This is a genomic window from Labrys sp. KB_33_2, assembly GCF_052114505.1.
Classification (GTDB): Bacteria; Pseudomonadota; Alphaproteobacteria; order Rhizobiales; family Labraceae; genus Labrys.
In genome coordinates this window covers 62,529-87,752 of sequence record NZ_JBFREW010000026.1, presented here as the reverse complement: position 1 = coordinate 87,752, position 25,224 = coordinate 62,529, and the positions used below count along the sequence as shown (strand labels likewise).

At 61.5% G+C, this 25,224-nt stretch carries 26 protein-coding genes, 4 pseudogenes and 1 other annotated feature; of the genes and pseudogenes, 16 read left to right on the top strand and 14 right to left on the bottom strand.

The genetic code is table 11. The features are described 5' to 3' along the window. The coding region (locus AB4037_RS32080; protein ID WP_441774301.1) for a PqiC family protein at nucleotides 1-414 on the top strand (414 nt) is incomplete at its 5' end. Between the two features lie 200 nt (nucleotides 415-614). Here AB4037_RS32080 and AB4037_RS32075 read toward each other — a convergent pair. Then, nucleotides 615-839, bottom strand: a pseudogene (locus AB4037_RS32075) (transposase); the annotation flags it as partial. 376 nt (nucleotides 840-1,215) lie between these two features. Here AB4037_RS32075 and AB4037_RS32070 point away from each other — a divergent pair. From AB4037_RS32070 to AB4037_RS32060, 3 genes are all read left to right on the top strand, one after another. Continuing rightward, a complete protein-coding gene (locus AB4037_RS32070; RefSeq protein WP_441774300.1) occupies nucleotides 1,216-1,713 on the top strand; it encodes a hypothetical protein in 498 nt (165 codons plus the stop codon). A 2-nt stretch (nucleotides 1,714-1,715) separates the two neighbouring features. Next, nucleotides 1,716-2,333: an OmpA family protein gene (locus AB4037_RS32065; RefSeq protein WP_441774299.1), complete on the top strand. Its 618-nt coding sequence runs from the start codon at nucleotides 1,716-1,718 to the stop codon at nucleotides 2,331-2,333. A 222-nt stretch (nucleotides 2,334-2,555) separates the two neighbouring features. Beyond that, entirely contained in the window at nucleotides 2,556-3,029 is a 474-nt protein-coding gene (locus AB4037_RS32060) for a hypothetical protein (protein WP_441774298.1), read from the top strand. Nucleotides 3,030-3,404: 375 nt separating this feature from the next. Here the strand turns inward: AB4037_RS32060 and AB4037_RS32055 are convergent, their stop codons facing one another. From AB4037_RS32055 to AB4037_RS32040, 4 genes are all read right to left on the bottom strand, one after another. Beyond that, nucleotides 3,405-3,785: a DUF6481 family protein gene (locus AB4037_RS32055; RefSeq protein WP_441774297.1), complete on the bottom strand. Its 381-nt coding sequence runs from the start codon at nucleotides 3,783-3,785 to the stop codon at nucleotides 3,405-3,407. Nucleotides 3,786-3,821: 36 nt separating this feature from the next. Beyond that, complete coding sequence (locus AB4037_RS32050; protein WP_434961189.1) at nucleotides 3,822-4,046, bottom strand: hypothetical protein; 225 nt, start codon at nucleotides 4,044-4,046, stop codon at nucleotides 3,822-3,824. A gap of 135 nt (nucleotides 4,047-4,181) precedes the next feature. Next, nucleotides 4,182-4,391 (bottom strand): cold-shock protein, encoded by a 210-nt coding sequence (locus AB4037_RS32045; RefSeq protein WP_434961190.1) that lies wholly within the window; start codon nucleotides 4,389-4,391, stop codon nucleotides 4,182-4,184. Between the two features lie 685 nt (nucleotides 4,392-5,076). Beyond that, nucleotides 5,077-5,718 (bottom strand): dihydrofolate reductase family protein, encoded by a 642-nt coding sequence (locus tag AB4037_RS32040; RefSeq protein ID WP_441774296.1) that lies wholly within the window; start codon nucleotides 5,716-5,718, stop codon nucleotides 5,077-5,079. A gap of 140 nt (nucleotides 5,719-5,858) precedes the next feature. On the opposite strand from AB4037_RS32040, the gene AB4037_RS32035 reads away from it, so the two are divergent. Together AB4037_RS32035 and AB4037_RS32030 are read left to right on the top strand one after the other, a co-directional pair. Further along, entirely contained in the window at nucleotides 5,859-6,215 is a 357-nt protein-coding gene (locus tag AB4037_RS32035) for an ArsR/SmtB family transcription factor (protein WP_434961192.1), read from the top strand. Continuing rightward, a complete protein-coding gene (locus AB4037_RS32030; RefSeq protein ID WP_441774295.1) occupies nucleotides 6,199-6,690 on the top strand; it encodes an SRPBCC family protein in 492 nt (163 codons plus the stop codon). The genes AB4037_RS32035 and AB4037_RS32030 overlap by 17 nt, the downstream gene beginning before the upstream one ends. 225 nt (nucleotides 6,691-6,915) lie before the next feature. Here the strand turns inward: AB4037_RS32030 and AB4037_RS32025 are convergent, their stop codons facing one another. The 5 genes from AB4037_RS32025 to AB4037_RS32005 form a co-directional block, all read right to left on the bottom strand. Continuing rightward, entirely contained in the window at nucleotides 6,916-7,548 is a 633-nt protein-coding gene (locus tag AB4037_RS32025) for a class I SAM-dependent methyltransferase (RefSeq protein WP_441774294.1), read from the bottom strand. Nucleotides 7,549-7,650: 102 nt separating this feature from the next. Further along, on the bottom strand, nucleotides 7,651-8,064 hold the full coding sequence (locus tag AB4037_RS32020) for a nuclear transport factor 2 family protein (protein WP_441774293.1): 414 nt from the start codon (nucleotides 8,062-8,064) through the stop codon (nucleotides 7,651-7,653). Nucleotides 8,065-8,145: 81 nt separating this feature from the next. Then, entirely contained in the window at nucleotides 8,146-8,748 is a 603-nt protein-coding gene (locus AB4037_RS32015; protein ID WP_441774292.1) for an NADPH-dependent F420 reductase, read from the bottom strand. Between the two features lie 32 nt (nucleotides 8,749-8,780). Continuing rightward, nucleotides 8,781-9,533 carry an SDR family NAD(P)-dependent oxidoreductase gene (locus AB4037_RS32010; protein WP_441774291.1) on the bottom strand — a complete coding sequence of 251 codons (753 nt, stop codon included), beginning with the start codon at nucleotides 9,531-9,533 and terminating at the stop codon, nucleotides 8,781-8,783. 49 nt (nucleotides 9,534-9,582) lie between these two features. Further along, nucleotides 9,583-10,317, bottom strand: a complete 735-nt coding sequence (locus tag AB4037_RS32005) for an SDR family NAD(P)-dependent oxidoreductase (protein ID WP_441774290.1) — start codon at nucleotides 10,315-10,317, stop codon at nucleotides 9,583-9,585. A gap of 227 nt (nucleotides 10,318-10,544) precedes the next feature. Here AB4037_RS32005 and AB4037_RS32000 point away from each other — a divergent pair. Beyond that, a pseudogene (locus AB4037_RS32000) lies at nucleotides 10,545-10,874 on the top strand (LysR family transcriptional regulator); the annotation flags it as partial. Here AB4037_RS32000 and AB4037_RS31995 read toward each other — a convergent pair. Both AB4037_RS31995 and AB4037_RS31990 read right to left on the bottom strand, forming a co-directional pair. Beyond that, nucleotides 10,874-11,028: pseudogene (locus tag AB4037_RS31995) on the bottom strand (transposase); the annotation flags it as partial. The pseudogenes AB4037_RS32000 and AB4037_RS31995 overlap by 1 nt on opposite strands. Nucleotides 11,029-11,374: 346 nt before the next feature. Then, the gene (locus tag AB4037_RS31990) at nucleotides 11,375-12,409 is read right to left on the bottom strand and encodes an alpha/beta fold hydrolase (RefSeq protein WP_441774289.1); all 1,035 of its coding nucleotides are present in this window, start codon (nucleotides 12,407-12,409) and stop codon (nucleotides 11,375-11,377) included. Nucleotides 12,410-12,593: 184 nt separating this feature from the next. Between AB4037_RS31990 and AB4037_RS31985 the strand changes: the two genes are divergently transcribed. The 3 genes and pseudogenes from AB4037_RS31985 (at nucleotide 12,594) to AB4037_RS31975 (ending at nucleotide 15,817) form a co-directional block, all read left to right on the top strand. Beyond that, nucleotides 12,594-12,716, top strand: a complete 123-nt coding sequence (locus AB4037_RS31985) for a hypothetical protein (protein ID WP_441774288.1) — start codon at nucleotides 12,594-12,596, stop codon at nucleotides 12,714-12,716. Nucleotides 12,717-12,766: 50 nt separating this feature from the next. Further along, nucleotides 12,767-13,913, top strand: a pseudogene (locus AB4037_RS31980) (IS3 family transposase). Beyond that, nucleotides 13,048-13,164: a sequence feature (AL1L pseudoknot), on the top strand. (Overlaps the previous pseudogene by 117 nt.) Nucleotides 13,914-14,218: 305 nt before the next feature. Next, nucleotides 14,219-15,817 carry an HAL/PAL/TAL family ammonia-lyase gene (locus AB4037_RS31975; RefSeq protein ID WP_441774287.1) on the top strand — a complete coding sequence of 533 codons (1,599 nt, stop codon included), beginning with the start codon at nucleotides 14,219-14,221 and terminating at the stop codon, nucleotides 15,815-15,817. A 130-nt stretch (nucleotides 15,818-15,947) separates the two neighbouring features. Here AB4037_RS31975 and AB4037_RS31970 read toward each other — a convergent pair whose 3' ends face one another. Beyond that, entirely contained in the window at nucleotides 15,948-16,823 is an 876-nt protein-coding gene (locus tag AB4037_RS31970) for a LysR substrate-binding domain-containing protein (protein WP_441774286.1), read from the bottom strand. A 245-nt stretch (nucleotides 16,824-17,068) separates the two neighbouring features. Between AB4037_RS31970 and AB4037_RS31965 the strand changes: the two genes are divergently transcribed. From AB4037_RS31965 to AB4037_RS31945, 5 genes are all read left to right on the top strand, one after another. Then, nucleotides 17,069-18,460 (top strand): ABC transporter substrate-binding protein, encoded by a 1,392-nt coding sequence (locus AB4037_RS31965; RefSeq protein ID WP_441774285.1) that lies wholly within the window; start codon nucleotides 17,069-17,071, stop codon nucleotides 18,458-18,460. A gap of 97 nt (nucleotides 18,461-18,557) precedes the next feature. Further along, nucleotides 18,558-19,181, top strand: a complete 624-nt coding sequence (locus AB4037_RS31960; protein ID WP_441774284.1) for a dimethylsulfonioproprionate lyase family protein — start codon at nucleotides 18,558-18,560, stop codon at nucleotides 19,179-19,181. Beyond that, on the top strand, nucleotides 19,178-20,131 hold the full coding sequence (locus AB4037_RS31955; protein WP_441774283.1) for an ABC transporter permease: 954 nt from the start codon (nucleotides 19,178-19,180) through the stop codon (nucleotides 20,129-20,131). The genes AB4037_RS31960 and AB4037_RS31955 overlap by 4 nt, the downstream gene beginning before the upstream one ends. Continuing rightward, nucleotides 20,128-21,021, top strand: a complete 894-nt coding sequence (locus AB4037_RS31950) for an ABC transporter permease (protein ID WP_434961206.1) — start codon at nucleotides 20,128-20,130, stop codon at nucleotides 21,019-21,021. The genes AB4037_RS31955 and AB4037_RS31950 overlap by 4 nt, the downstream gene beginning before the upstream one ends. Before the next feature lie 3 nt (nucleotides 21,022-21,024). Then, nucleotides 21,025-23,013, top strand: coding sequence for a dipeptide ABC transporter ATP-binding protein (locus AB4037_RS31945; protein WP_441774282.1), 1,989 nt, complete (start codon nucleotides 21,025-21,027; stop codon nucleotides 23,011-23,013). A 159-nt stretch (nucleotides 23,014-23,172) separates the two neighbouring features. Here the strand turns inward: AB4037_RS31945 and AB4037_RS31940 are convergent, their stop codons facing one another. After that, nucleotides 23,173-23,970 carry an SDR family NAD(P)-dependent oxidoreductase gene (locus AB4037_RS31940; RefSeq protein WP_441774281.1) on the bottom strand — a complete coding sequence of 266 codons (798 nt, stop codon included), beginning with the start codon at nucleotides 23,968-23,970 and terminating at the stop codon, nucleotides 23,173-23,175. Nucleotides 23,971-24,298: 328 nt separating this feature from the next. On the opposite strand from AB4037_RS31940, the gene AB4037_RS31935 reads away from it, so the two are divergent. After that, the gene (locus AB4037_RS31935) at nucleotides 24,299-25,213 is read left to right on the top strand and encodes a LysR family transcriptional regulator (protein ID WP_441774280.1); all 915 of its coding nucleotides are present in this window, start codon (nucleotides 24,299-24,301) and stop codon (nucleotides 25,211-25,213) included. The last annotated feature ends 11 nt before the right edge of the window (nucleotides 25,214-25,224 follow it).

Here is a 25,224-nt window from a genome sequence, read left to right as displayed (position 1 = left end):
GACGTCCAGCTCGGCGTCTCCGAGTTCGAACGCTGGGGCGAGCCGATGGGCTCCATGGTGCAGCGCGTGCTCGCCGAGAATTTGCGCCGGCGCCTGCCCGCCGGCTCGCTGGTGACCACCAGCCAGACCGTGTCGGGCAAGGAAGCGGCCAGCCTCGAACTTTCGGTGAGCCGCTTCGATACCAATGCCGAGGGCGTGGTCATGCTGCAGGCACAATGGCGGCTGCATTACCGCAACGGCGGGCGTGGTGCCGCCGCCCAGGCCAGCATCGCCGTGCCCCCGGCCGATACCGGAGCCCCCGCCCAGGTCGAGGCGATGAGCTCGGCCCTCGACCAGCTCGCCGGACACATCGCCGCCAAGCTAGGGCGGGAACAAGAACTGCTCCGCCCGATACGCTCTCATCGGCGATTTTAGTTTTCCGGACGCAATTAAACTACCCCGCATAAGCGAGGCTGGTCCAACCTTACGCCCCGCAAATGCCTGGGCTTCCAAACCCCGGCCGAGGTCTTCCGCCGCGAGCTGATGGCAGCCCGCCGATGAACGCGCTATCTTTCGCCTGCTTGCAAGTCGCGCTTCAACGAGAACTCACACGCAACAGGCTTTAGGCTCAGGCCTCATTGATTGAGCCGGCAGGTGACCGTTGCCGCGATGCAGATGGCGGACAAGAATGTAAGCGCGCAGCGATCATAACGGGTGTGGATGCGGCGCCAGTCCTTGAGTTTGCCGAACATAATCTCAATCTTGTGGCGCTGGCGGTAGAGCGCGGTGTTGTGCGGGATCGGCATCTTCCGATTTATCTTTGACGGGATGCAAGCGGCAATCTTGCGCTCCGCGAGCGCTGCGCGGAACCAGTCGGCATCCTAGCCTCTGTCACCAAGCAGGGCCTTGGCCCGGGGTAAGGCGTCGAGCATGAACGCGGCACCTTTGATGATCCGACGATCATCGATGCGAGACACCCCGTGCGAAAGAGGAAAATACGGCTCAATCCGGTGCATCTGCCCTTCCCGACTAGCGTTGATCGCAGGTACTCCGAGCCAGAAATTTCGATGATTCCACGTCACTGCAATTAGAGACGGGTAGGGTGCGATCAGAGCAGGGACAAACGTGTGAGTTCTAGGAAGTCGCAAAATTTCTCGCACGTGAGTAAGCTATCGAGTATACGATTCGTGATTCGAATGAATAGCCATAAGCTTTGAAGAACGGAGGAATATTGTCGTGAAAGTGACCAGAGCTGCTACAAAAATCTTTACACTTGCTACCTTCCTAGCGGTGATTGGATTGGCTCAAACGGCATCTGCCCAAACACAAATCGAGGCTGCTTCGACCGCACCCCTGGCCACGGGTTTGACCAATGGCGGGGCCGCCGAAGCTCAGGTGATCGAGGCAGTCCGGCACGGCGACATCCTGACGATCAAGCTGCGCTTCAAGCCTCTCGTGGCGGACAAGCTGGAGCGGATCTATGATTCGATCAGCCGGGACGCCTATGAGAACAGCTTCTATGTTCTTGCCGGGAACAAGAAGCATCTGCTGCTGACAGACAACAATGACCAGCCACTGACAAATCCCAATCTGATCATCAAAACCAGCAAGGATTCTCTGATCGCAGGCTCCTGGCACGGCCGGTTTCCTGCTCCACCAAAAGACATCACCGAAGTGTCGTTGACGATCCCAGGTGTCGAGACGCTCGACGCAATCAAGCTCACTGATCGATAACGATGGGCGGCCTAAGCAAGTATGCTCTCGTGCTGGGCATGATGGTGGCTGGCACAAGCAACTCTTCCGCGGAAGATCCCTCGTACAAGCGTGATATCCGTGATCTCAAGGCTACGATTCTGGATCTCCAGGGCGTGCCGTCCGATCTCAAGGGCCTGCCGTCCGATCTCAATAATGCTGTGTTGGATCTGTCTGCGAAAGCCGACAGGCTCGCCGCTCAACACAGCGGTCTTGCTGTGCGGCAAGAGGAGAAAACCGTCACAGTTTCCATGAAAGGCGATATCCTGTTCGATTTCGACAAGGCCACCATACAGCCGGCCGCCGAACCGACGCTTGCCGATATCGCCCGCCTGATTGCATCCATTCCCACCGGCATAGTCGTTGTCGAGGGCCACACCGATTCCAAAGGCTCGGCCCGATATAATCAGGGCCTGTCTCTCCAGCGGGCGAACGCCGTCGCGAAATGGCTCGTGAAACATGGAGTAGAGAAGGCAAGATTGTCGGCAAAGGCTTTCGGCGACAGCCGCCCGATCGCTGCCAATACGCTGGATAATGGCACGGACAACCCGGATGGGCGCGCGTTGAACCGGCGCGTCGAGTTCGTTTTGCCGAGACTGTAACGCATGGAAATCTCCGGGCCGATGATCCCTCTTCGGCCTGTCGCCTCAATTTTTTTGCCCAAGGCTCGAGGGGCAATGTCATGTAAGAGTTTGGTCGGTGTGAGGTCGGGGATGACGACCATTTCCTATGCCGGCCGTTCCCGCCCCCTATTATCCAGCATGCAGCTCGGTTGTATCCGTGCTCCACGCTGAGCCAACGTGACATCGAGGTATTCCTGGCGAGTGCTGGCGGTTTGGCTGTCCTCTCGTCCCGGAGAGATCGACAGTTCCGACCCTTGCCCGCTCGCTATTCCTCTTGTGCGTGGCGGGCATTTTTTTGACGAACTGCCGCTGCGGCATTCTGGACTTGCGCGCGGGCCTCACTACATTTCCGCCTTGGAAGAGCCATCATTGCGCTCGTTTTTGTGTGGGGTGGTTGAAATGCATGGATCGCCAGAAACGCCTGATCGCCTTGAAGCGGTGGCGGCAAAGATCCCCGTATTCTGCAGGTTCGAGAGAAGCTATGATCTACATCTGATCGAAGTGAACGTGAGCCGCATCTGCTATGTCGAAGGCAACGACGGCGACACTTCGACGATATACTTCGACAAGGAACACTTCGTGGTCGTGCGCGGCAGCGCGGAGCAGATCCGAACGCAGATCGAGTTCGAGATATTCCAGTCGCAGATCGTACCTCCGAGGCGCGGCCTCGATTGAAAGGATCGAACCGCTTGGGCTTGAACGGCAAGTTGCCAAAACGAGACTTTCGGTTGCCTGCCAAGATGCCTTGTCAGGCAGGTCGCGCAACATGATGTCGTGAATCTGCTGGATCAAAAGCCTGATGATCGGCTCAACGGTGCCGAAGTCAGGCACGGGCGCCGCAATAAAGAGCGTGACTGGCCGCGCCCATGAACGTTTCCACGAAATGCGCGCTGCCAGGATCGCCTTGCGAACAGCGGCCGAAGGGGCGTGAAGGCTCGTAGAATATGAGTCCAGGTTGAACTACGATCCCAGATAATCCGATCCAGAAAATGCGATGGTCTCAAGCCCAAGCCCGGACAATCTCGATCCGCTACGCTAGGTTCGAGTCCCTCAGATCTGGCGGGCTTTGCGGTTGGCGTAACGGCGGTCCCGTTCAGCCTTACGGGCTGCTTCGTCCTCGATGACACGGGAGATGCGCGTCTTGGCAGCCAGTTCGCGAGCGTCTGCCTCAGCGCTCGCGGCCGCCATAGCTATCGCACTGCGCTGCGCAATCTCGGCTTCGAGTCGGGCTTGTTCGGCGAGCTTGATCTGCTCGCGTTCGACGCGTCGCAACTCGCGGGCTTCGGCGATCGCAATTCGTTCGGCCTGCCTGGTCTCACGGCTTGGCGCGGCAGCCTCCTTGGCGGCGCGATAGCCCTGCAGGAGAGCTGCTTTTGCGTCGATAGCCCTGCTGCGACGGTCAGAAAATTCGTCGTTTCTGATGTTTTTCAAATCTCTATTCCAATTGAACTGCGTTGCTGACCGAAGTCAGGACTTTCTGGTTCGTTTCGAGGCTGGCTTGGCAACCAATTCGATGCCGTCCTGCAATTGCCTGGCAAGACGTGCTTCCCGCAGCCTCAGGATTTTTTCATCCCGGGCAACCGTTATCGAATCGAGCTCCTCGAAAGCGCGCCCGCGCGCGAAGAACTGCGACTGTGTTTTGCCGAAGGCAACCTCGGCTTGTTGACGCGGTTTGGTGTAGTCCCCGATCATCTCTATCCTCGTGATGGGTGCTCTCCAGGAGAGCCGCAACAAAAAAGGTCAGGCAAATTGCCTGACCTCACTTGGTCTCATGCTTTCGGCAGTGCCAGTACATCCGTGGTCAAGCGAAAGCAGATCCCGGATCGATTAGGCCGCCTGCAGATTGCAGGCCGACATCTTGCCCGACTTATTGTCGCGCTCCAGATCGTAGCGGATTTTCTGGCCTTCGACGATTTCGCGCATGCCAGCGCGCTCGACAGCCGAGATGTGGACAAAAGCATCTGGACCGGCGCTGTCAGGCTGAATGAAGCCGAAACCTTTAGTGGAATTAAACCATTTGACTGTGCCAGTGGTCATGAAAAACCCCTTCATAGCAAGATTGATGATCGCAGCGTTTGAGAGCCACGGATGGTGATAACGATGCTTTAAAGGGAGGTTCGTTCAGAACGCGGGGCCAACCGCGTAAAATCAAAACTCGGCAAGAAAATATCGATATCAAAAAATACGAGCCTTGAGTCTTATTGTCAACCTTTAGTTTTCAGCGCCAGGTGTCTTCATCACGAGTCGATCAATTACTGAAAATCAATCTGCATCTCCGTCCAAATCATTTCAGAAATTTCGACAGAATATTCCCGGAATTGAAAATAATCCTGGTGAACCGGGCTGGCGACAAGGATGCAGTTCGCGCCAACGCCACTGGCAGTCAGACCGTTCGTGCGAGCTGGGTAGCTCCCGGCTCGAGCGGTCTCCCGATCCTCTATATTACGGCGCACCGGATGTGAGTTGCAGATCATCGACCTTGCGCCAGGACAGCTGGTTCGATCGCGGTCTCTTCGAGAGCGATAATCTGAATGACATAATCTAAATGACGGCGGCTTTCGGAAGCGACCTCGCGCGCCTTCAACGGCTGACATGGGGCGCATTGCGGACAGTCGAATGCCGACCCAGAAGCGGACTGGCGCCACCGGTGCTGACTGTTCGAAAAACCGACATCATGGACGCCTATGGGCAGTCCATGATTATGCTGTCCATGCGCCAGCGCTTAGCGCCGGAATGTCAGGTGAATGGTGCCGCTCTCTGCCGTTTCTGACTCTGCCGTGTAGCCAAGTTCGAAGCCTCGCAGGTCGTCCCACAGGCGGATGCCGCGTCCCAGCAGGATCGGGACGATGGCGACGTGGAGACGGTCGACGAGCCCCGTCTTGAGGAAATCGCGGGTGGTGCTGGCTCCGCCGCCAACCCGCACGTCCTTTCCACCCGCGACGGCAACAGCCTGCCGGAGCGCCTCGACCGGAGTGGCGTCGAGGAAATGGAATACCGTGCCGCCGGCCATTTCGATCGAGGGCAGCTTCCTGTGGGTCAGGACGAAGACTGGGACGCGGAACGGTGGCTCGTCGCCCCACCACCCCTTCCAGTTCGGGTCATCGGGGAAGCTGTGCAGCCCGAACATGCCGGCGCCCATGATCTCCGCACCTATATTGTCGAAATACGCCCTGGCATATCTGTCGTCGACGCCGGTCGTACCTTCACCGCTGGTGTCCTTGAACACGCGCTCACGCATCGTCCTTGTCGCGATATATGCGCCGACGAGGCGCATCCAGTCGGCGCCCATCGGTTGCTCGGGCGTCTGGTCCGTCGTTGTCGCGAAACCATCCAGTGAGATGTTGAAATCGACACGAACTACCACCGGGGCCTCCTTGCGTGTGGTTGCATACTCGCCCTGCACGGGCCAAATACTAAGGCAGATGCCTTTATGTTCGAACAAAGACACTAAGGCAAGTGCCTTTTTGTCATTGACCGGTGCCCGCGACCATTTTACGGATGCACATGCCCTATCATTCGACCCCCCTCGACCTTGCCTTTCATGCTCTCAGCGATCCGACCCGCCGCGCGGTGGTGTCGCGGCTTGCCGAGGGTGAGGTGCCGGTCAGCGTCCTGGCCGAGCCGTTCGACATGGCGCTGCCCTCGTTCGCCCAGCATCTCAGGGTGCTGGAAGATTGCGGACTGATCGCTAGCGAAAAGCGCGGGCGCAGCCGCTGGTGCCGGCTGGTGCGGCCGCGTTTCGACGAGGCGGCGAACTGGATGGAAGCGGAGCGCCAGCGCTGGGCCGAACGGCTGGACCGACTGGAAGTCTATCTGGACAAGACGGAAGAGGACGAGGAAAGACATGGCAAGCCAGTTTGAGACCTGGTCGCTTGATCGCGAGATCGTGCTGGTCAAGCTGCTGAGCTACCCGCGCGCCAAGGTCTTTGCCGCTTGGATGGATCCCAAGGCACTCACCCAATGGTTCGGCCCGACCGCCCTCAATATCGAGACCCACGAAGCCGATATCCGCGAGGGCGGGTTCTGGCGTTTCGATATGGTTGGCATGTTCGAGGGCAAGGAGCAGCGCTTCCCCAACCTCATGCGTTTCCTGGAAATCGTGCCGAACGAGCGGATCGTGATGGACCATGGCACGCCCGACCCGGACGACCCTAACCGTTTCCGCGTCACGGTGACCTTCGACGAACAGGCCGATGGCAAGACGGTGCTGACCATGCGCCAGCTCCACCCCAGCCGCGAACGGCGTCAGGTGGTCATCGGCTTCGGCGCGGTGGAATACGGACTGCAGACGCTGGACGGCCTCGCTGCGTGGCTGGACGGACGAGCAAAAGCTTAGGCGACTAATCGCGCAGCGGCTTTCAGGGGTTACGACCAACGTGTCGAATGGCTGAGACGGGGCGCGTTCCGGACAGTCGAATGCGGGGTCGACAGCGGACGATCCGGTTTCAACCAACTTTTGCGGTCAGCTGTCGTTCCGAAATCGACCCACATTCGGTCATCGCGCTTGTTAACGCCGCCTCCCATAAGAGAGCCGACCTCGTCGTAGGGGATTTGGTCAGAGTCAGATCTTCAAGAATCGAAAGGCGAAGCGATCAGTCTCACCTTTGATCGAGGGATCGAAAACCTTGATCGAGTGCGAGTCGTCCTTGTTCGCGAGGATGGAGCTTTGCGCGTCCAATACGAAGCCGGCCGCCTCCACCTCCTTGCGGACGGACGCAGGGTCGATCCGATGCAGCGCTTGGGTGTTGCTCGTACCCGTCCCCGCTGCGGCGGCGTGGTCGACGATGACGTAGTACCCACCCGGCTTAAGCCGCTCGTAGACGGCCCGATTGAAGTCGGATGCGGTCGCGCCTCTGGCCTGGATGAGAGCGGTGTGGAGATCGTGGTAGAACAGGTGCAGCCACAGGACATTCGCGGGCGGGGTGACCTCTGGCATTGCCACGAGGTCCGCCGATATGGCTTCGACGTTCTCTCGGCCCGGCTCCTTCGCGAGCGTCCGCATGCGGCCGACCGGATCGTTCTTGAAGTGGGCGACTTCGGCCGGCACGAAGCTGTAGACCCGACCTTGGGGTCCCACGACCCCGGAGAACAGGCGCGTCCAGTCGCCGTCGCCCGGGTAAACGTCGATGACGGTGGAACCCGCATCGATGCGGGCGAACCGGATCAGTTCGGATAGCTTCGATTGGTCGTACATCGGAATCTCCCTTACGGCTAGGTATTTGATGGGTGGGCGGCGGCGGGCAATCCACGGCTGATCCACCGTCTGCCCCGAGTTGATGGCTGCGGACGGCCAGCGCTACGCAGGCCCAGACGCGTCCATCCGCGAGGCCCGGGCCAGTGCTTGCGTGTCGACATATTCCCGGATGTTGGTCAGCCTGCCGTCCCGAACCGTGATGGCGAAGATCCAGTCGTCCTCGAACGTCTTGTTCGTAGCTTTTATCTTTCCCCTCGCGAAGCCGACAACGAAGACCCGGTCTCCTTGCGCTACGAACTCCCGGGGTTCCGTGGATGTTTCTATCGACTTGGATGCCGTCTCAAGCAAATCCGCCAGCCCGACGTGTCCGTGGCGCGTTCCCGCCAGCGGCCAGTGCTCGCCCGGAATGATCCACTCGATGTCTTCGGCGACCAGCGTCAGCAGAGCCTCCCTGTCGCCGCGGCCGATTGCGGCGAAGAAGTCCCTCACGGTCTGGATGTTCTTCTCAATGCTCATGGGAATTTCTCCATTTCGCTTGGATCGGACCGCGCTCGATCCGCCCCGTGCATCGTGGCCCTGCCGGTTGACACGTCGTGTTCATCCGTCGAACTTGACCAGGTCCTTAAAGATCAGATGGCCCCAGCCATTCCCGCGTGCCTGGACGAGCAGCCCACCTTCCGACAGCCCGCCAAGTTTGATCGGCGAGAAACCAAGATTTTCCGCGAGCGCAGCAATCTCCGCTGCGGCAGCGTCATCGTCGCTCGCCAGGAACACGACCCGCCTGCCGCCATGCACGGCCGGATCCTGCTCGAGGGTGGCAGCGATCAGATGGTTGAAGCCCTTGACCAGCCTTGCCCCGGAGAAGGCCTGGGCAACGAACCCGGAAGAAGGCTGTCCTCCAAGTTCATCAGGAGGCACGCCGTAGGCGTTGGTCACGTCGACGATGGTCTTCCCCTGCCACGTTGGGAGCGCCTTCGCGACATCCGGATGCGACTCGAAACGGACAGCCAAAAAGATGATGTCCGCCTTGACCGCGTCCGCCAGCCTTTTGGGAGTGACCCCGGGTCCGATCGCGGCCGCGGCGGATGCAAAGCTCTCTGGGTCGCGCGTGGTTGCGACGGATACGTCGATCCCACTTCGGGCAAATGCCCTGGCCAGGGCCTGGCCGATATTGCCGAAGCCGATGATTGCATAGGTCATGATGTCTCTCCGATCGCGTCTGATGTCGGGGGTCAGACTTGCGCCAGCCCTCCGTCGACGGCGAGATCCACGCCGGTGATGTAAGAACTCTCATCGGAGGCAAGGAACGTGACGGCAGCCGCGACTTCCTCTGGCTGGCCCCTGCGACCCATGGGGACCTGCGAGGCAAATTGGGCGGCCGCTTGCTCGGCTTGCTCAGGGGTAAGGCCCGTCGTTGTCGCCAGGGCGGGAGTCTCGATCGGTCCCGGGCTCATCGTGTTCACCCGGATCTTGCGATCCTTCAGCTCCAGTGTCCAAGCGCGCGCGAAGTTGCGAACAGCCGCCTTGCTCGCGGCGTAAGCGCTGAACCCGGGCAACCCCATCACGTTCGAAACCGAAGAGGTCAGGATAATTGAACCGCCGTCCCGGAAGAGGGGAAGGGCCTTCTGCACCGTAAAGAACAGCCCCTTCACGTTCACGTCGAAGGTCTGGTCAAAATGAGCCTCAGTCGCCGCCGCGAGCGGAGCGATTGTTCCGGCGCCCGCGTTTGCAAATAGAATATCGATCTGACCATGTTTCTCCTTCACGACGGCATAGAGCCGGTCCAGATCGTCCAGGCGCGACACGTCGCCGACGACCGTCGTAACGTTTTCCTTGATGACGGCAGTGGCCTCCTTCAGCTCTTTCTCGCGTCGCCCGGTGATCACGACGTGTGCGCCTTCTTCCACGAAGCGCCTGGCCGTGGCCAATCCGATCCCGCTGCTCCCGCCCGTGATGACTGCGACCTTACCTTCAAGTTTTTTCATGATGTTTATCCTTCGTTGTGCATGGGCCAGGCATGGCACCACACAGGGGTCAGAGTTGCGCCAGGCCGCCGTCAACGGCGACCTCGCTGGCGGTCATGAAGCTGCTGTCCGACGATGCGAGAAAAGCAGCCACGGCCCCGATCTCCACTGGAGCGGCCATGCGCTGGAGCGGAGTCATTGCGCCGTAGGCCTTCTGGCCCTCCTCGCCCAACGCCTCCTTCGCGAGTTCGGTCGCCGTCGCCCCGGGCGACAGCACGTTTACGCGGATGCCGGTGCCCTTCAGGTCCTCCGCCCAGGTCCGCGCGAGGTTCCGCACCGCCGCCTTGCTCGCGCTATAGGCAGTGAATCCCGGAGCGCCCGTGGTGCCGGCGCTCGATCCGGTCAGGATGATCGAGCCGCCCGGGCCCAACAGCGGCAACGCCTTCTGGACCGTGAAGATCGTACCCTTCACATTGGTGTCGAAGGTTTCGTCAATGTGCTCGGCGGTGATCTGGCCGAGCTCAAGCGGGCTTCCCGCCCCGGCATTGGCGAAGACGATATCGAGGCTTCCGCGCTCGGCCTTCACCGCCGCGTAGAGGCGGTCGAGGTCGTCCTCCTTCGAGACCGAGCCCTTCACCGCCCGGGCATTGGACCCAAGCTCGGCCACAGCCTCGTCGAGCGCTTGCTGCCGGCGGCCGAATATGAAGACAAAGGCGCCCTCCTCGATGAAGCGTCTTGCTGCGGCGAGGCCGATACCGGTGGCGCCGCCCGTAATGACGGCAGTCTTTCCATTTAATCTTGTCATGTCGTGCAGTCCTCGTTCACCGTCTCGGGTCTTTGGCTGTACGGGGAGGTCCCCCGAGAGCCTCAACATGGGTTCGCTGGAGACTGGCGGTGAGTGCGGAATCGCGCACATCGGTGGTGCAAAAACGATCCAGTCAGCCGATTGAACGCCGCGGCGTTCGCGTGCACTACAGCTCAGCTTGTTAGAGTGGGCTTCGGAAGGCGCAGCTGGCGGCGCGGGAATGCACCATGATCGACTGGGATGACGTTCGCTACTTTCTTGCCGCTGCGCGCGGCGGCTCAGTGCGGGCCGTCGCCGGGCGCCTTGGAGTGAACCACGCGACCGTGCTGCGACGCATCGCCCAGCTCGAGGAACGCCTCGGGGCGCAGATGTTCGAAAAGCTGCCTTCGGGCTACCGCCTGACGGCTGCGGGCGAGGAGGTCCTCGAGCTCGCCATCCAGATGGAAGCGTCGTCGCAGGAGCTGGAGACGCGCGTCTTCGGGCGCGACCAGAGCGTGCGCGGGCTTCTGCGGGTGACACTGGCACCGACCCTCGCGACACACCTGCTCATGCCGGACCGCCGGCCCTCCGACACCTCCATAGCGCCATACAAGTGTAAAACGTCGCATCCGAGATGCCCTGCTTGCGACACAGCTCAGGCGCGGACAATCCCGCCTGATGCTCCTTCAGGATGCCGATGATGTGTTCGTCCGAGAACCTCGATCGTTTCATGGCCCGTCTCCTCTGTCAGAGAGCAGGCTAACCTCAAAGCGAGGACTTTTCAGGGGAGCAGGTCACCGGCACACTTCGGGGGACCCTCGCCCGGGCGCACGTGCGTGAAATGACCAGCAAACCCGGTCCAGGCCTGTACGTCCGTCAACTGGTCGGGAACCTAGGGGACGCGTGGGCGGTCGGCCGGGTGTGCCTGACGAAACCGTGCAGGCGATTCAAGCCTTGTCGAAAACGGACAGGACGCCGGCCGAGATTTGCAAGGCACTGAAAATCAGCCGCAGCAAGTTCTACAAGTTCGCGGCCAAACGGCAGGCATAAACCGCGCATATATATCTAAAGAGTGCGCTCATTCGCGCCCTGCCTGTCGCACTTTCGCGACGACTTCGGCAATTGCAGCGATTATCGCGTCGGGCCGCTCCAACTGCACGACGTGGCTTGAATCGCGCAAGGTCTGGTGGGTGCTGTCGCGCGACCACGCGGTTTGCTCGTCCTGCATCTTCGCCCACGCGGCCTCATGGCGTTCAAATTGCTCCCGGCCCATGCCGGCGACGGCCTGCTGGTCGGCACTGTAATCCTGCCACTGCTTGCCGTGTGAAAGGACGGCTAGCGGCCGGCTCCCTAGATCGCGAAAGGTGCCGGCCTGCTGGAAGATCGCCGGCATCGCGACGGCCTCGTCAAGCGCGGCGCGCAGCGACGGCGATTGATAGGCGGCGACCTCGGCCGCTACGCGGTCGGGTAGCTCTGGCAGTTCAGGTGCAGGCAAGAGCAACCGGGGCAGGCCCGTCCATGCAACGTTCGCGATTGCCCGAAACAGGAAGGGGGCCGGATCGTCCACAACGCCGGAGGCGTCTTCAAGCCGCGCGATCTGGTCGGGGTGCGCGCTATCGACAAGCACGACGCCGGCAACGTCGGCCGGGTGGTGCTTGGTGTAGAGCATGGCGAGAGGACCGCCGAGAGACGCGCCAACCATGACATAAGGGCCGTGCTCGTTCGTTGCGGCCAGTGCCTTTTGCAGATCGGCGACGATGGCCTCGCCATCGCGCGGAAGCGGGCCGGGGTCGCTCCACATGAGGCCTGCGCGATCATAGGAACAAATGCGGGTAGTCTGCGAGACGGCTTGCATCACGGGATACCAGAGCGTTGATCCGCTCGTGTCCGCGCCAGCCTCCAAGATGACGGTCGGCGAGCCGTCGCCCCTGCAATCGATGTGGATACGGCGGCCGCCAATGTCGGCCAGCTTGCCGGGCGGCGGGAACGCCGTGGCGGCATCCCGGCGTGCGATAGCTTCATACGCTGCGCCAGAGGCCAGCAGCACTGTGGCCGCCAAAAGCGCTCCGACGCCAATACGACGGGCAACGCGCCCGCGACCAATCCGCCGCATCAATGCTCTCTTTCCGATCCGCCAAAGTAATCGCGGGCGCGATCTGTGTTTGTTGTTTCGCGACTGCTAATCGCAGTCAGTAACGGCCCTATGATGGCCATACCGGGCATTGCCCACAGCTAAACCCGCCGGCCCTTCGATATGTGATGTCTTCGGGCCGGTGGGCGGCTCAACCGCGCGGGCCGTGGACAATGCAGCGTGGCGACAGGTCGCCAACCCGGCCGCGACCGCGGCGTCACCACGGCCAGACGTGGTGACAATGGAACTCGTCGACCAGCTCGCCGGCGTCGCCACGCTGGCGAAATGAACCGCGCCGGGTTTGCCGAAGGCTCCAACTCCTGAGAAGGTGGAGCCCGTATGAGCAAGACGACGAACAAGTTCTCGCCTGAGGTGCGTGCGCGCGCGGTGCGGATGGTGCTGGATCACGAAGCCGAGCATCCGTCCCGTTGGGCGGCGATCATGTCGATCTCGGCCAAGATCGGCTGCACGGCGCAGACACTGAACGAGTGGGTGAAGAAGGCCGAGGTCGACAGCGGTCGCAAGTCTGGGCTGACGACGGACATGGTGGCCAAGCTCAAGGCCCTCGAACGCGAGAACCGGGAGTTGCGGCAGGCGAACGAGATCCTGCATAAGGCGTCGGCGTATTTTGCCCAGGCGCAGATCGACCGCCGACGCCGGTCATGATCGCTTTCATCGACGATCACCGCAGGGCCTATGGGGTCGAGCCGATCTGCAACGTGCTGCCGATCGCCCCGTCAACCTACCACGCTCATGCCTCGCGACGGGGCGATCCGGCCAAGCTCTCGATCCGGGCGAGGCGCGATGCCGCCTTCTTGCCGGAGATCCAGCGGGTCTTTGACGAGAACTTCCAGGTCTATGGCGTGCGCAAGGTCTGGCGGCAGATGCAGCGAGAAGGGCATCAGCTTGCTCGCTGTACCGTGGCGCGCCTGATGCGCAGTGCGGGCCTGCAAGGCGTGATCCGCGGCAAGTCTGTGCGCACCACGATCGGTGACAAGGCGGCGCCGTGCCCGCTCGATCATGTGAACCGGGTCTTCCGGGCACCGGCCCCGAACAGGCTGTGGGTCTCGGATTTCACCTATGTCAGTACCTGGTCGGGCTTCGTGCTCGACGCACTGGAGCAGGCCCTGCACGAGCGACGGCCCGCACACCGCGGCGGCCTCGTGCATCATTCCGACAGGAGTTCTCAATATGTCAGCATTCGACACACCGAGCGGCTCGTCGAGGCTGGCATCGAACCCTTTGGCGGCAGTGTCGGCGACAGCTATGACAACGCTCTCGCCGAAACAATCAACGGCCTCTATAAAGCGGAGCTCATCCACAGGCGCGGACCCTGGCGAAGCTCGAGGCCGTCGAGTTCGCCAAGCTGACTTGGGTCGACTGGTTCAACAATCGCCGGCTGCTGGAACCCATCGGCAACATCCCGCCGGCTGAAGTCGAGGAGCGCTACTACGCCATGCTGAGCGAACCAGCCATGGCAGCGTGACTCAAACGAAACGGCCTCCGGCAAACCAGGGGCGGTTCAATATCGCTGGGACCGATTTCGCAGTTCGATACATCACCATGGTGCAGGCGGTTGGCAGCACCCGTTTGATCGCGAGTCTCGGCCTTCGTCGGCTGAACTGCACCGTGCCAACCGACCATTGTAACGCGACATGAAAAGGATTCACGCGCACGTAATTTTTCATCGTTTGCAAAGATATCCCGGACTTTCCAAGGTTCCCTTCAATTCAAAAGGGAAGCCAAATGTCAAAATATCGGCTGCTGCCTTGTATTGCCGGGAGCTACTTGTTGCTGACGTCGGGGGCGTTGGCCGATGTGACCTTGAACGGTCGCGATACGACGCCCGAGATGATCGTCCGTGTTGCCAAGGGAGAAAAGGTCATTGTTCCGCCCGAGAGCCTCGAAAAGGTGTCGAAGGCGTTCGACATTCTGCTGCAGGGCGCCAGGGAAGGGCAGGAAATATACGGTCTGACGGTCGGCGTGGGCTGGAACAAGGACCGGAAGATGGTGGATGCCAAGGGTGAACTGACGCCCGAACTCCTGGAGGCATCCCGCCACTTCAACGAAGGGCTGCTGCGCGCCCATTCCGTCGGCGTCGGCCCCGATACCGAACTGGATATCGTCCGCGCAACGATGGCCGTGCGCCTCAATAACATCCTTACCGGTGGCCCCGGTGTACAAAAGCACGTCGCCGAAACGCTGCTTGCCTTTCTCAACGAACAGATCACGCCGATCATGCCTTCGCGCGGTTCGGTCGGGCAAGCAGACATGACCCTGCTCAGCCATGTCGGATTGGCGATGCTTGGTGAGGGCGATGTCGACTACAAGGGCAAGCGCATGCCCGCAGCGCAGGCCTTGCAGGCTGCCAAGATCGAGCCGCTGAAGCCCTTCGGAAAGGATGGCCTGGCCATCCTCAGTTCCAACGCCTATGCAGCCGGGCTCGGGGCGCTGGCGATCCATGATGCGGAGCAGATGATGGCAAGCTCCGAGATGGTCTATGCGCTGAGCCTGGAAGGGTTGAACGGGAATGTTTCTCCGCTCCTCGATGACGTCACCGCCTTGAGACCCTTCCCCAGCTATATCGGCGAAGCCAAGAAACTGCGGACCTTGCTGTCGGGAAGCTATCTGTGGCAGCAGGACGACAAACGCATCCTCCAGGATCCCCTGAGCTACCGCACGGCTCCCTATCTGTTCGGCAGCATGACCGACAGCATCGCGCGGACCAAGGCCCTGCTCCAGATTCAGATCAACTCGTCCGACGACAATCCGGGCATCGCACTGGGAGTGCGTCCGGCTTCGGATCTGCCCCAGGCCAAGCGGGGTTATGTCGAGGGCGGGGCCGTCCTGCCGACCGCCAATTTCGATCCGCTGCCATGGGTCATTTCCTTCGAGGAACTGGGGATCGTCCTGGCCCATCACGCGACGGCTTCCTCCGAGCGCACCTTGAAGCTGAACAATCCCCAGCACTCCAAACTGCCGCGTTATCTGGCAGCCGGCGAAGCCCAGCATGCCTTCCTGGTGGTGGAAGCGCCGCTGATGGCGATCGCCACCGAAAGCCGGGCACTGGCGCAGCCCACCTCCTTCGACTCGCGTCCGATTGCCGGCGGTGTCGAGGACGTCGGCACCAATGCCCCCCTGGTCGTGAGCAGGGTGCGCGCGCAGATCGACAACAGCTTCACAATTCTCGGCATCGAATTGATCCAGGCAGCCCAGGCCGTGGACCTGCGACTGGCCGAACATCAGGATCGCCCTCTCTCGACTGCGACAGCCGCTTTCAAGCAGTCCTTCCGCAAGAAAGTGGCGTTCCTCGACAAGGATCGTTCACTGACGCACGACATTTCGGTGGCCGCAAGCTTCTTGAAGGAATGGCGCCGGGACCCGAATTGAATCGATCCCTGCATCGCGCCAGGAGCGATGCTCATATCGCTCGACAAATCCTCTGCCGTCACCCAGGTGGCGGCAGATTTGTCGAAATGCCGATCCCTCTCCGTGCCCAAACGTTCGGATCGAGGGCAATCTACTGGGATTGCACCCAGCGCAGAAACTCCCGGATCGGCCTTTCATTGCTGCGCCTCTGCAGATGCGCAAGATACCAGCCGCCGGGCTGCATCACATCGGCTGGCACGGGTATCATCAGATTGCCGCTGCGCAGATCCGCCTCGACCAGGAAATGGGGAACCACCACCAGGCCTTGGCCGTTCATCGCGGCCTCGATTGCGAGCAAGGTGCTGTCGTAGCGCGGTGCGCTCTTGTGCAGGAGATTGGACAGGCCGAGGCTCTGGGCCCATATCGCGGTATCGTCGGTCGCGCCGGATATCGACAGGAAGGGGAAATGCGACAGATCCTGGGGTGATGAGATCGCCTCGGCAATGGTTCGCGAACAGACGGCGACGAGCCGTTCCTTTCTCAACAAGGTGTAGCTGACCCGGGCCCGTTCGGGCGTGCGTGTATAGATCAATCCGACATCCGCGTGATCGGGATTGAAATCCCAATCGAGCAGGCTCGCATCCAGGCTGACGGTAATCTCGGGCGAGACTTCGTTGAAGTGATGCAGCCTGGGTATAAGCCAGCGCACGGCGACCGTGACATAGACCTGTACGGTCAGCGATCCCTTGACCGGCGCCTCGCGGATGAGATCCGTGGTCAGGGCGATACGGTCCAGGGCGTCCTGGATGACCGATAGATACAGCGTCCCCTTCTGGCTCAGCTCGACCCGTCCTGGCTTCCTGATGAAGAGCTGCGTGCCGAGATTGCGCTCCAGCGACGCGATCTGGTGGCTGATGGCCGATTGCGTAAGATTCAGCTCCAAAGCGGCATTCTTGAAACTGCATAGCCGCGCCGCCGCTTCGAAAACGCGCAAGGTGGAAAGGGGAGGAAGCGTTCTCTGGACCACGTTTGGCTCTGCTACATGAATCTCATTCATCTAGCCGCGAATTCTTGTCGTTTGCAAGGGGCCGGCAAAGCTCACTAACATTCTCTCAAATGATAAAAACGGGAACGCAAGTGAAGAAGCAATTCATAAAATACTCCATCCTCACGCTTACGCTTGGCGTAAGCATTCTTTCAGCAACGGCAGCGTTTGCCGAGGGCCAATGCGTCCGTGTGCTGGGTTATGAATCCGACGGCGAAAAACAAACCATGGATCCTGCTGCGCTGATCGGCACTGACAGCGCCTATCACATACGAGCGGTCTACGAACCTCTGGTCGATCGCAGCAAGACGATGGAAGCTGTTCCCGTCCTTGCCGAGAAATGGGAATCCAACGCCGATGCCACCGAGTGGACCTTTCATCTCAGGAAGGGCGTCAAGTTCCATGACGGCTCGGATTTCGGCGCGGCCGACGTGGTCTATTCCTATCGCCGCCTGCTCGACCCGGCCGTTTCGCCCGGTGGGTTTTCGACACTCGCCTTCCTCGATGCGCAAGGCATTACGGCGGTCGACGCCCACACGGTACGCTTCAAGGTCAAGCAGCCGGTGGTGGAATTGCCGATGCTGATCGCCACGAAATATGCCCTGATGGTGCGGGACGGCGCCAAAAGCGAGGAACTGAAGACCAAGGGCAACGGCACCGGCCCCTTCATGCAGGAAACATTCTCGATCAACGGGCCGGTGCGGGTCATGCGGCGCAATCCCCATTATTGGCGCACGGGCCTGCCCAAGGCCGAATGCCTGCAGATCACCACCAGCCTGGAGTCGACCTCGCGTCTTTCGGCCCTGCTGTCCGGTTCGGTCGACCTGTCGCTGGCCGTCGATCCGGCCAGCCTCATCACCTTGAAGGACAATCCCGCCGTTTCACTGGTTTCCACCCCGGGCGCGACCTCGCTCTATCTTGCGGTATGGACCGACACGGCCCCCTTCGACGACCCACGTGTTCGCCAGGCCCTGAAGCTGGTGATGGATCGCCAGAAGATCCTCGACACCGTGCTCTTGGGCTATGGGGAAACCGGCGGCGATACGCCCATCCCGCTGAATTCCCCCTTTGGCCTCGTCACGCCGCCGAAGGCCGCCGACGTCGAAAAGGCCAAGGCCCTGCTTGCGGAGGCCGGCCATCCCAACGGCATCGAATTCGATCTTTATACCTCCGATTCCTATCCGGGCATGCTGCTCCTGGCCCAGGTCTATGCACAAATGGCGGAGCCCGCCGGCATCAAGGTCAATGTCATCACCTCACCCGCGGAAGGCTATTGGGATACGATCTGGCTGAAAAAGCCGGCCGTGATCTCCTATACCAGCGCCCGCCCGCCGGCCGAGGCCCTGACGCTCTCGCTCAACACCAAGTCGGAGTGGAACGAGACGCATTGGCATCGGCCCGACTTCGACGCTCTGGTCGTCAAGGCAGGACAAACCTCCGATCCGCAGCAGCGCACGGCCCTCTATCGCGACGCCCAGCGCATGGTGGCCGAAGAGGGAGGCATGATCTTGCCGATCTTCACCTCGGCCGTGGCCGGGCTTCGCCAGGGCTGCAGCGGCTACACGCCCCATGTCGATGTCAATCGCATCGACTATGCCGAACTGAGCTGCGCCGACTAGCTGCTTTTCCATCACCTCTTTCCGAATTCAGCCTCAGGAGCCTCGTGCTCCTGAGAAGGGCCTTTTGCGTATGCCACTTCATCGTCTGACAAGATTCATGCTAGATTTCGCTGACGGCCTGGACAGTCCGCACCATCCGGTGGCTTCCTCCCATGCCAGCCGTCTGCGGGTTCTGGCCCAGAGCCTCACGGCCGTCCGCGAAATCCCGAGCGCGCGCGTGCCGATCCAGCCGGCCTGCGAGGCGGAGCTTGCGGCCAACGGCGATCCTTCGCCGCTGGCAAGCGCCCTCCTCGATCTCCTGCCTATTGTCCATGTCACACGCAGTCCCAGCTATCTCGCCGCTCCGCCCAGCCCGAGCTTTGCGGACAATTACGGCTATGCCGTCATCTGCGGCCCGCAGAACGGTCCCCCCACCCTGCTGACCGACAGTCAGCTCGCCTTCGGCTTGATGTTCCTGGGCCCCCAGACCCATTACCCGCTCCATCATCATCCCGCCGACGAAGTCTACTATCCCTTGACCGGTCCTTCGTTCTGGCAGGCGGGCACTTCGTCCTGGGTCTCGCGTCAGGCCGGCGAGATCATTCACCATCCCCCCTGGCTCCCCCACGCCACATTGTCGGCCGACAGGCCCTTGGTGCTGCTCTACGTCTGGGCGGGCGACCTTCTCACCGATGCAGCCTTCCTGCCCGCTTCGACCACACAGGGGAACGAAGCGCCATGAAGATCCTTCGCCTCGTCATTGCCAGGGCCGGCCTGTCGATCTTCACCTTGTTGCTGGTGTCGATACTGATCTTCCTCATCCTGGAGGCCCTGCCGGGAGACATCGCCTCGCGCATCCTCGGACGCGATGCCACGCAGAAGGCTCTGGAAGTACTGCGCCAGCAAATGCATCTCGATCAACCGGCCTGGAGCCGATATCTGACCTGGCTCACCGATCTTCTGCACGGCAATCTCGGTGCTTCGCTTGCCACCGGCCGGCCGATCGCGGACGTCTTGGCCCCGCGCATCGTCAACACGCTGCTGCTTTCCTCGCTGGCATTCACCTTTTATGTCGTGCTTGCGATCGTTCCCGCCGTCGTCCAGGCGACACGACGAGGCAGCATCGCCGACAATGTGATCTCCTTCATCACGCTGCTGCTGCTGTCCTTGCCGGATTTCCTGCTGGCAACCATCCTGCTCTTCGTGTTCGCAGTGGCATTGCCGATCCTGCCGGCCCTGTCGACCATATCCGAGACCAGCAGCTGGGCGAGCACGTTGCGCGCCATGGTTCTGCCTGCGGTCACACTGGCCATCATGATGGCCGTCTATGCGATCCGGGTCCTGCGCGACAGCCTGATCGAGGTACTGCGCTCGGACTATGTGCGCCTGGCAGAACTGAAGGGCCTCAAGCCTCGCGCCGTGCTTTGGCGCCATGCGCTGCCGAATGCGATCGTGCCGGCCTTGAACGTCACCGCGCTCAATCTCGGCTTCCTGATCGGCGGCGTGGTCATCGTGGAGCGCGTATTTTCCTATCCCGGCTTCGGCACGCTTTTGATCGACGCGCTGCAATTGCGCGACATCCCGCTGATCAAGGCGACGGTGATGATCAGCGCAGCCGTCTACATCGCGGCCAATCTGCTCGCCGATCTCGGCGCCACCCTCCTGCAACCCCGCTTGAGGACAGGTTCATGACGTTCATCAGGCTCGATAGCCGCCAAAGGCGGCAGAGGCTGCGCATCGGCGGCTGGGGCTGGCGTGATACGCCCGGCCCCTTCCGGATCGGCGCGACGATCCTTGCCGCCCATGTGCTGTTCGCGGCCATCGGCGCGCTGTGGACGCCCTATGGCTTCGCCCAGATGGCGACGGGCATGCCCCTGTCGGGCATGTCCTGGCTGCATCCGATGGGGGTCGACCAGATCGGGCGCGATGTCTTCAGCCGGTTCATGCATGGCGCCCACATCGTGCTCCTGCTGGCCTGCGGCGGCACCATACTGGGCATGACGGCAGGAACGATCCTGGGGCTGATTTCGGGCTATGTCGGAGGCTGGTTCGACGAGATTTCCCAACGCCTGGTCGAGGCGATGATCAGCATCCCGTTCCTGGCCCTGGCCCTGGTCGTCATCATTGCGGCAGGCCCGGCACTGGCGGGAAATCCGCTGTTGATCGTCTTCGTGGTCGGCCTGGTCTACGCACCCCGCATTGCCCGTATCGCCAGGGCGGCGGCGATGGAAATCGCCACGCGCGAATATGTCGCCGTTGCTCAGCTTCGCGGCGAGGGACTGTGGTCGATCGTGCTGCGCGAAATCCTGCCCAACGCTGCCAACATCCTCCTGGTCGAGTTTTCGTTGCGCCTGAGCTATGCGCCCATCCTCATCGGCGCGCTGGGCTTTCTCGGCTTCGGCATCCGGCCGCCGACCCCGGAATGGGGCCTGATGATCAGCGAAAACCGCAATCTCCTGATTGCTTCGCCCGCGACAGTATTCGGCCCCGGGCTCGGCCTCGCCTCTCTGGTGATCGGCCTCAACCTGTTCACCGATGGCCTGTCGCGCATGCTCGGCCAGCGGCCGGCGATGGGAGCCTGAACCATGACGAAGCTGATTGCCGTCAACAATCTTTCCATCGCCTATGCGGGACCGGCCGGGTGGACGAATATCGTCGAAGGGGTCTCGTTCGACATCGCACGTGGAGAAGCCTTCGGCCTGGTCGGTGAATCGGGCTGCGGAAAATCGACGGTGGCCTATCGGCTGCTCGGCTACCAGGCGCCCAACAGCAGGGTCCAGACAGGCAAGGTCCTTTTCGAGGGAACCGACTTGCTGCAACTCGACGCGCCTTCGCTGGCCGCGCTGCGCGGGCGAAAGATTGCCTTCGTCCCCCAGAACCCGACGACGGCCTTGAGCCCGGGCATGCGCGTCGGGTCGCAGATCCGCGAGATGATCTCGACCCATCGAGCCCTTGCGGACAATGTCTCGATGGATGACAGGTTGCGGGAGCTGTTTGCGTTGGTGGGCCTTGGCGACGTCCGCCGGCGCTACCCGCACGAACTCTCCGGCGGGCAGCAGCAGCGCGTCACCATCGCGATGGCGGTTGCCTGCAATCCCGATCTTCTCGTCCTGGATGAACCGACGACCGGCCTCGACGTCACGACCCAGCGCCAGATCATCCGCCTGCTGTCGGAGCTCAGAAGCCGGATCGGCATGGCAATGCTCTATGTCACCCATGATCTTGCCCTGCTAGCCCAGATCGCCGACCGGGTCGGCGTCATGTATGCCGGCCAATTGGTCGAGACCGCCGACAGCGAAACCTTGCTGTCCCGGCCACTCCATCCCTATTCACGCGGTCTGATCGCCTCCATTCCGACAATCCAGCACGCCACCCTGGGGGCCAGGGGCCTGACGGGCGTCCTGAGGCGGGATCAAATGCCCGGCGGCTGCAAATTCCAGCCGCGCTGCGATGCCGCCAGTGAGGCTTGCCGCTCGACCCCGCAATCCCTCGACAAGGTTGACGCCAGCCATGCCGTGGCCTGCATGCGCTGGAGAGAACTTGCGCCGCCCGCGACGCCGCCGGTGCTCGACAAGACACCCATCGGCAACACCGATGCCACTGGCAATTTGCTGTCACTGCAAAATCTGACGCTCTCCTACACTCAATCCGGCTGGCTGAGGACCTTGCTCGGCCAGGAGGGGAAGGTCACGGCACGCGAGATCGAGATCGAGCTCAACGCCGGTGAGATCGTGGCCCTGGTCGGTGAATCCGGCAGCGGCAAGTCGACGATCGCGCGCGCCATCAGTGGCCGTCTGGCGCCCCGGTCGGGATCCATCAGCCTGGGMGGCGAACGGCTGGAACCGCGGCTTTCCCAGCGCTCACGCCAGCAATTGCGGCAGATCCAGTATATTTTTCAAAATCCGGATGCCTCCCTCAACCCGCGCCGCAAGGTCCGGGCCATTCTCGAACGCCCTTTGGATCATTTCGGCATCGAATTCGAGACGGCAACGCTTGAAGATATCCTGGAAAGCGTCGGCCTTCATGCTGACTACCTCGAGCGCTTTCCCGAGCAATTGTCCGGTGGCGAGCGCCAGCGCGTGGCGATCGCTCGGGCCCTGCTCGTCAAGCCGCAGCTTTTGATCTGCGACGAGATCCTGTCTGCCCTCGACGTCTCCGTTCAAGCCAAGATCGTCGAACTGCTGGCCTCCTTGAAGGCACAGCATGCCGTGGCCATGCTGTTCATCTCGCATGACCTGGCCGTGGTGCGCCAGTTGGCCGACCGGGTGGCTGTCCTCTATCTCGGCGAGCTCATGCAGGTCAGCCGGACCAAGGCCCTCTTTAGCTCGCCCCGGCACCCCTATACGGAAATGCTGCTGCGCGCCGCGCCCGACCTGCACAAGGACGATTATAAGCCGATGCCGCCGGCGATGCCTCAGTCCATGTCGGTACACGGGGAGGGATGCCCATTGGCGGGCCGCTGCCCGCGCCAGGTCGACTCTCGATGCGCGCAAAGCCGTCCGCCCCTTCAACGCACGGCTGATGGTTTCATACGTTGCCACATTCCCGTCGGGCAATTGGCGGTCCCCGCCTGAGCGGATGCGTTTCACTCAGGCAGACTGTGGCATGATGCAGGGGTCGTTTCGCCTTCGCTCTAGCCCCGAACATCAAAGAACAATTCGATGCGATCGCCGCCTGCACAAAGGCAGAGTTAGGTCGACATCCTCAGGCCACTGAAGATTTGCGACAAAGCCCTAACCCACGTCGCGGTAGCGGGGCGCCGGGGTAGCCGTGGAAAGCTTGCCGATCATCGCCCGTCGGGCGGCCTCGTAGGCGTCGAAGAGTTCACCATCCTGGAGAGAGGGGATGGTGGCAAACTCGCCCCGGTCAAGCCCGATGAGCGCCGCCTCGACGAGATCCTCGCTACGCATGACCATCGCGGCCGGCATCTGCTCAAGCGGGCGGCCGGCGATCGCCCAGAAGTCGGTCGCGGTAGCGCCCGGAAGCACAACCTGCACGGTGACGCCGGTGCCAGCGAGCTCGTGCTGAAGGTTCTGGCTGAAGGCGAGGACGAACGCCTTGCTGCCACCGTAGACGCCGTTCAGCGCCTCCGGATTGATGGCAACGATCGAAGCGATATTGATGATCGTACCGGTGCCGCGCGCGATGAATTGCGGGACGACCGCATAGGTCAAGCGGGTGAGCGCCGTGACGTTGAGCGAAATCAGCGAAGTCATCTGGTCGACGTCGGAGTTGACCAGCTTCAGCGCCCCGCCAAGACCCGCATTGTTGACGAGCAAGGTAACGTCCGGGGTATCCCTGAGAAAGGCCTCGACCTGGGCGAGGTCCGCGGCATCCGCAAGGTCGGCCGACATGACGTCCACTTTGCTGCTGGTGTTGGCACGGATCCGTTCGGCGACATGTGCCAGCTTGTCCGCGTTGCGCGCGATCAGGACGAGGTCGTACCCCCGTTCGGCAAGGCGGTCGGCATAGACCGCGCCGATTCCACTCGATGCGCCGGTGACGACGGCGGTCCCCATTGTCTCTGACATTCTCGTATCTCCTCAGCTATCCACGGGCATCAGCTCCTGCGATGCCTGGCGATCGAAGGAAAACTAGTGGTTCTGGATGTCGCGCGGCAGCTATCAAGAATGAAAACCAGCCTCTCGAAAAAGCGAAAGGCCCGGCATATCGTTCAACCGACCTCAACGGCAATGTGAGGCTTCTCGGCCTTGTCCTGTCCCGGATCGGGTATCTTTTAGCTCGCGTGATCGCTCGCCGCGCATCTACGCGCGATGCCGAACAAGCAATGTGTCTATACAATGCCCTATCAGCACTACGGATCAGAGCTGAATCCGGTAATGTGGGGGGTATGGCCTTATGGACCGTCTCGACGCAATGCAGGTTTTGCTGGCGGTCGTCGACGCCGGCAGTTTGTCGGCCGGAAGTCGCAAGCTGAATGCACCGCTGCCGAGCGTCAGCCGGAAGGTCGCGGACCTCGAACGCCATCTCGGCACGCGCCTTTTGGTTCGGACCAGCCGGAACGTCCAGCTCACCGATACGGGCCGCGACTATGTCGATGCGGCCCGCCAGATCATCGCGCAAATCGAGGATGCCGAACTGCGGGCATCAGGTGAATATGAAACGCCCAGGGGCGTTTTGACGATCACCGTGCCGATCGCGTTCGGTCATGACCATGTGCTGCCCTTCGCCTATGACTTCATGTGCGAACACCCCGAGATCACGCTGAACATTCTCTCTCTCGATCGTGTCGTGAACCTTGTCGATGAGCATGTCGATGTTGGCGTTCGCCTGGGTGAACTTGCCGACAGTTCGTTCTATGCGGTCAAGGTCGGCGATTTCGACTTCGTGACCTGCGCCAGCCCGGAATATCTGGCGCGCAAGGGGTGCCCCTCGAGCCCGGAAGACCTCACCGGCCACGAAGGCGCCGTCTTCGGCCACATCACCGAACCAGGCTGGCTCTATCAGCGCGAAGGCCGCAGGCAGGAAGGCAAGCCCAACGTCCGCATTCGCGCCAATACCGCGACGGCTACCCTGACCGCGGCCTTGCGTGGAGTCGGCATCGTCCGCCTCCCCCGCTACCAGGTCGCTGGCGATCTGCAATCGGGCGCCTTGGTCGCGATACTCGACGACTATGAGAGCCCGTCATTTCCCGTGCACCTGGTTTATGTTCGCCAAGGGCTGCTGCCCTTGAAAGTACGAGTCTTCATCGATTGGATAGCGCCACGCCTGAAGCGTAAGCTGAAAGATCTCGGCGCGTTCAAACCAACCTGAGTTCAATCGAG

Coding starts and splice junctions, on each gene's coding strand:
- AB4037_RS32005 (WP_441774290.1), bottom strand. CDS start 10,317: ATGACAAGATTAAATGGAAAGACTGCCGTCATTACGGGCGGCGCCACC.
- AB4037_RS31940 (WP_441774281.1), bottom strand. CDS start 23,970: ATGTCAGAGACAATGGGGACCGCCGTCGTCACCGGCGCATCGAGTGGA.
- AB4037_RS32065 (WP_441774299.1), top strand. CDS start 1,716: ATGGGCGGCCTAAGCAAGTATGCTCTCGTGCTGGGCATGATGGTGGCT.
- AB4037_RS32045 (WP_434961190.1), bottom strand. CDS start 4,391: ATGACCACTGGCACAGTCAAATGGTTTAATTCCACTAAAGGTTTCGGC.
- AB4037_RS32030 (WP_441774295.1), top strand. CDS start 6,199: ATGGCAAGCCAGTTTGAGACCTGGTCGCTTGATCGCGAGATCGTGCTG.
- AB4037_RS32015 (WP_441774292.1), bottom strand. CDS start 8,748: ATGACCTATGCAATCATCGGCTTCGGCAATATCGGCCAGGCCCTGGCC.
- AB4037_RS32050 (WP_434961189.1), bottom strand. CDS start 4,046: ATGATCGGGGACTACACCAAACCGCGTCAACAAGCCGAGGTTGCCTTC.
- AB4037_RS32010 (WP_441774291.1), bottom strand. CDS start 9,533: ATGAAAAAACTTGAAGGTAAGGTCGCAGTCATCACGGGCGGGAGCAGC.
- AB4037_RS31990 (WP_441774289.1), bottom strand. CDS start 12,409: ATGCGGCGGATTGGTCGCGGGCGCGTTGCCCGTCGTATTGGCGTCGGA.
- AB4037_RS31960 (WP_441774284.1), top strand. CDS start 18,558: ATGCTAGATTTCGCTGACGGCCTGGACAGTCCGCACCATCCGGTGGCT.
- AB4037_RS31955 (WP_441774283.1), top strand. CDS start 19,178: ATGAAGATCCTTCGCCTCGTCATTGCCAGGGCCGGCCTGTCGATCTTC.
- AB4037_RS32035 (WP_434961192.1), top strand. CDS start 5,859: ATGCCCTATCATTCGACCCCCCTCGACCTTGCCTTTCATGCTCTCAGC.
- AB4037_RS32025 (WP_441774294.1), bottom strand. CDS start 7,548: ATGTACGACCAATCGAAGCTATCCGAACTGATCCGGTTCGCCCGCATC.
- AB4037_RS31935 (WP_441774280.1), top strand. CDS start 24,299: ATGGACCGTCTCGACGCAATGCAGGTTTTGCTGGCGGTCGTCGACGCC.
- AB4037_RS31950 (WP_434961206.1), top strand. CDS start 20,128: ATGACGTTCATCAGGCTCGATAGCCGCCAAAGGCGGCAGAGGCTGCGC.
- AB4037_RS32020 (WP_441774293.1), bottom strand. CDS start 8,064: ATGAGCATTGAGAAGAACATCCAGACCGTGAGGGACTTCTTCGCCGCA.
- AB4037_RS31965 (WP_441774285.1), top strand. CDS start 17,069: ATGGATCCTGCTGCGCTGATCGGCACTGACAGCGCCTATCACATACGA.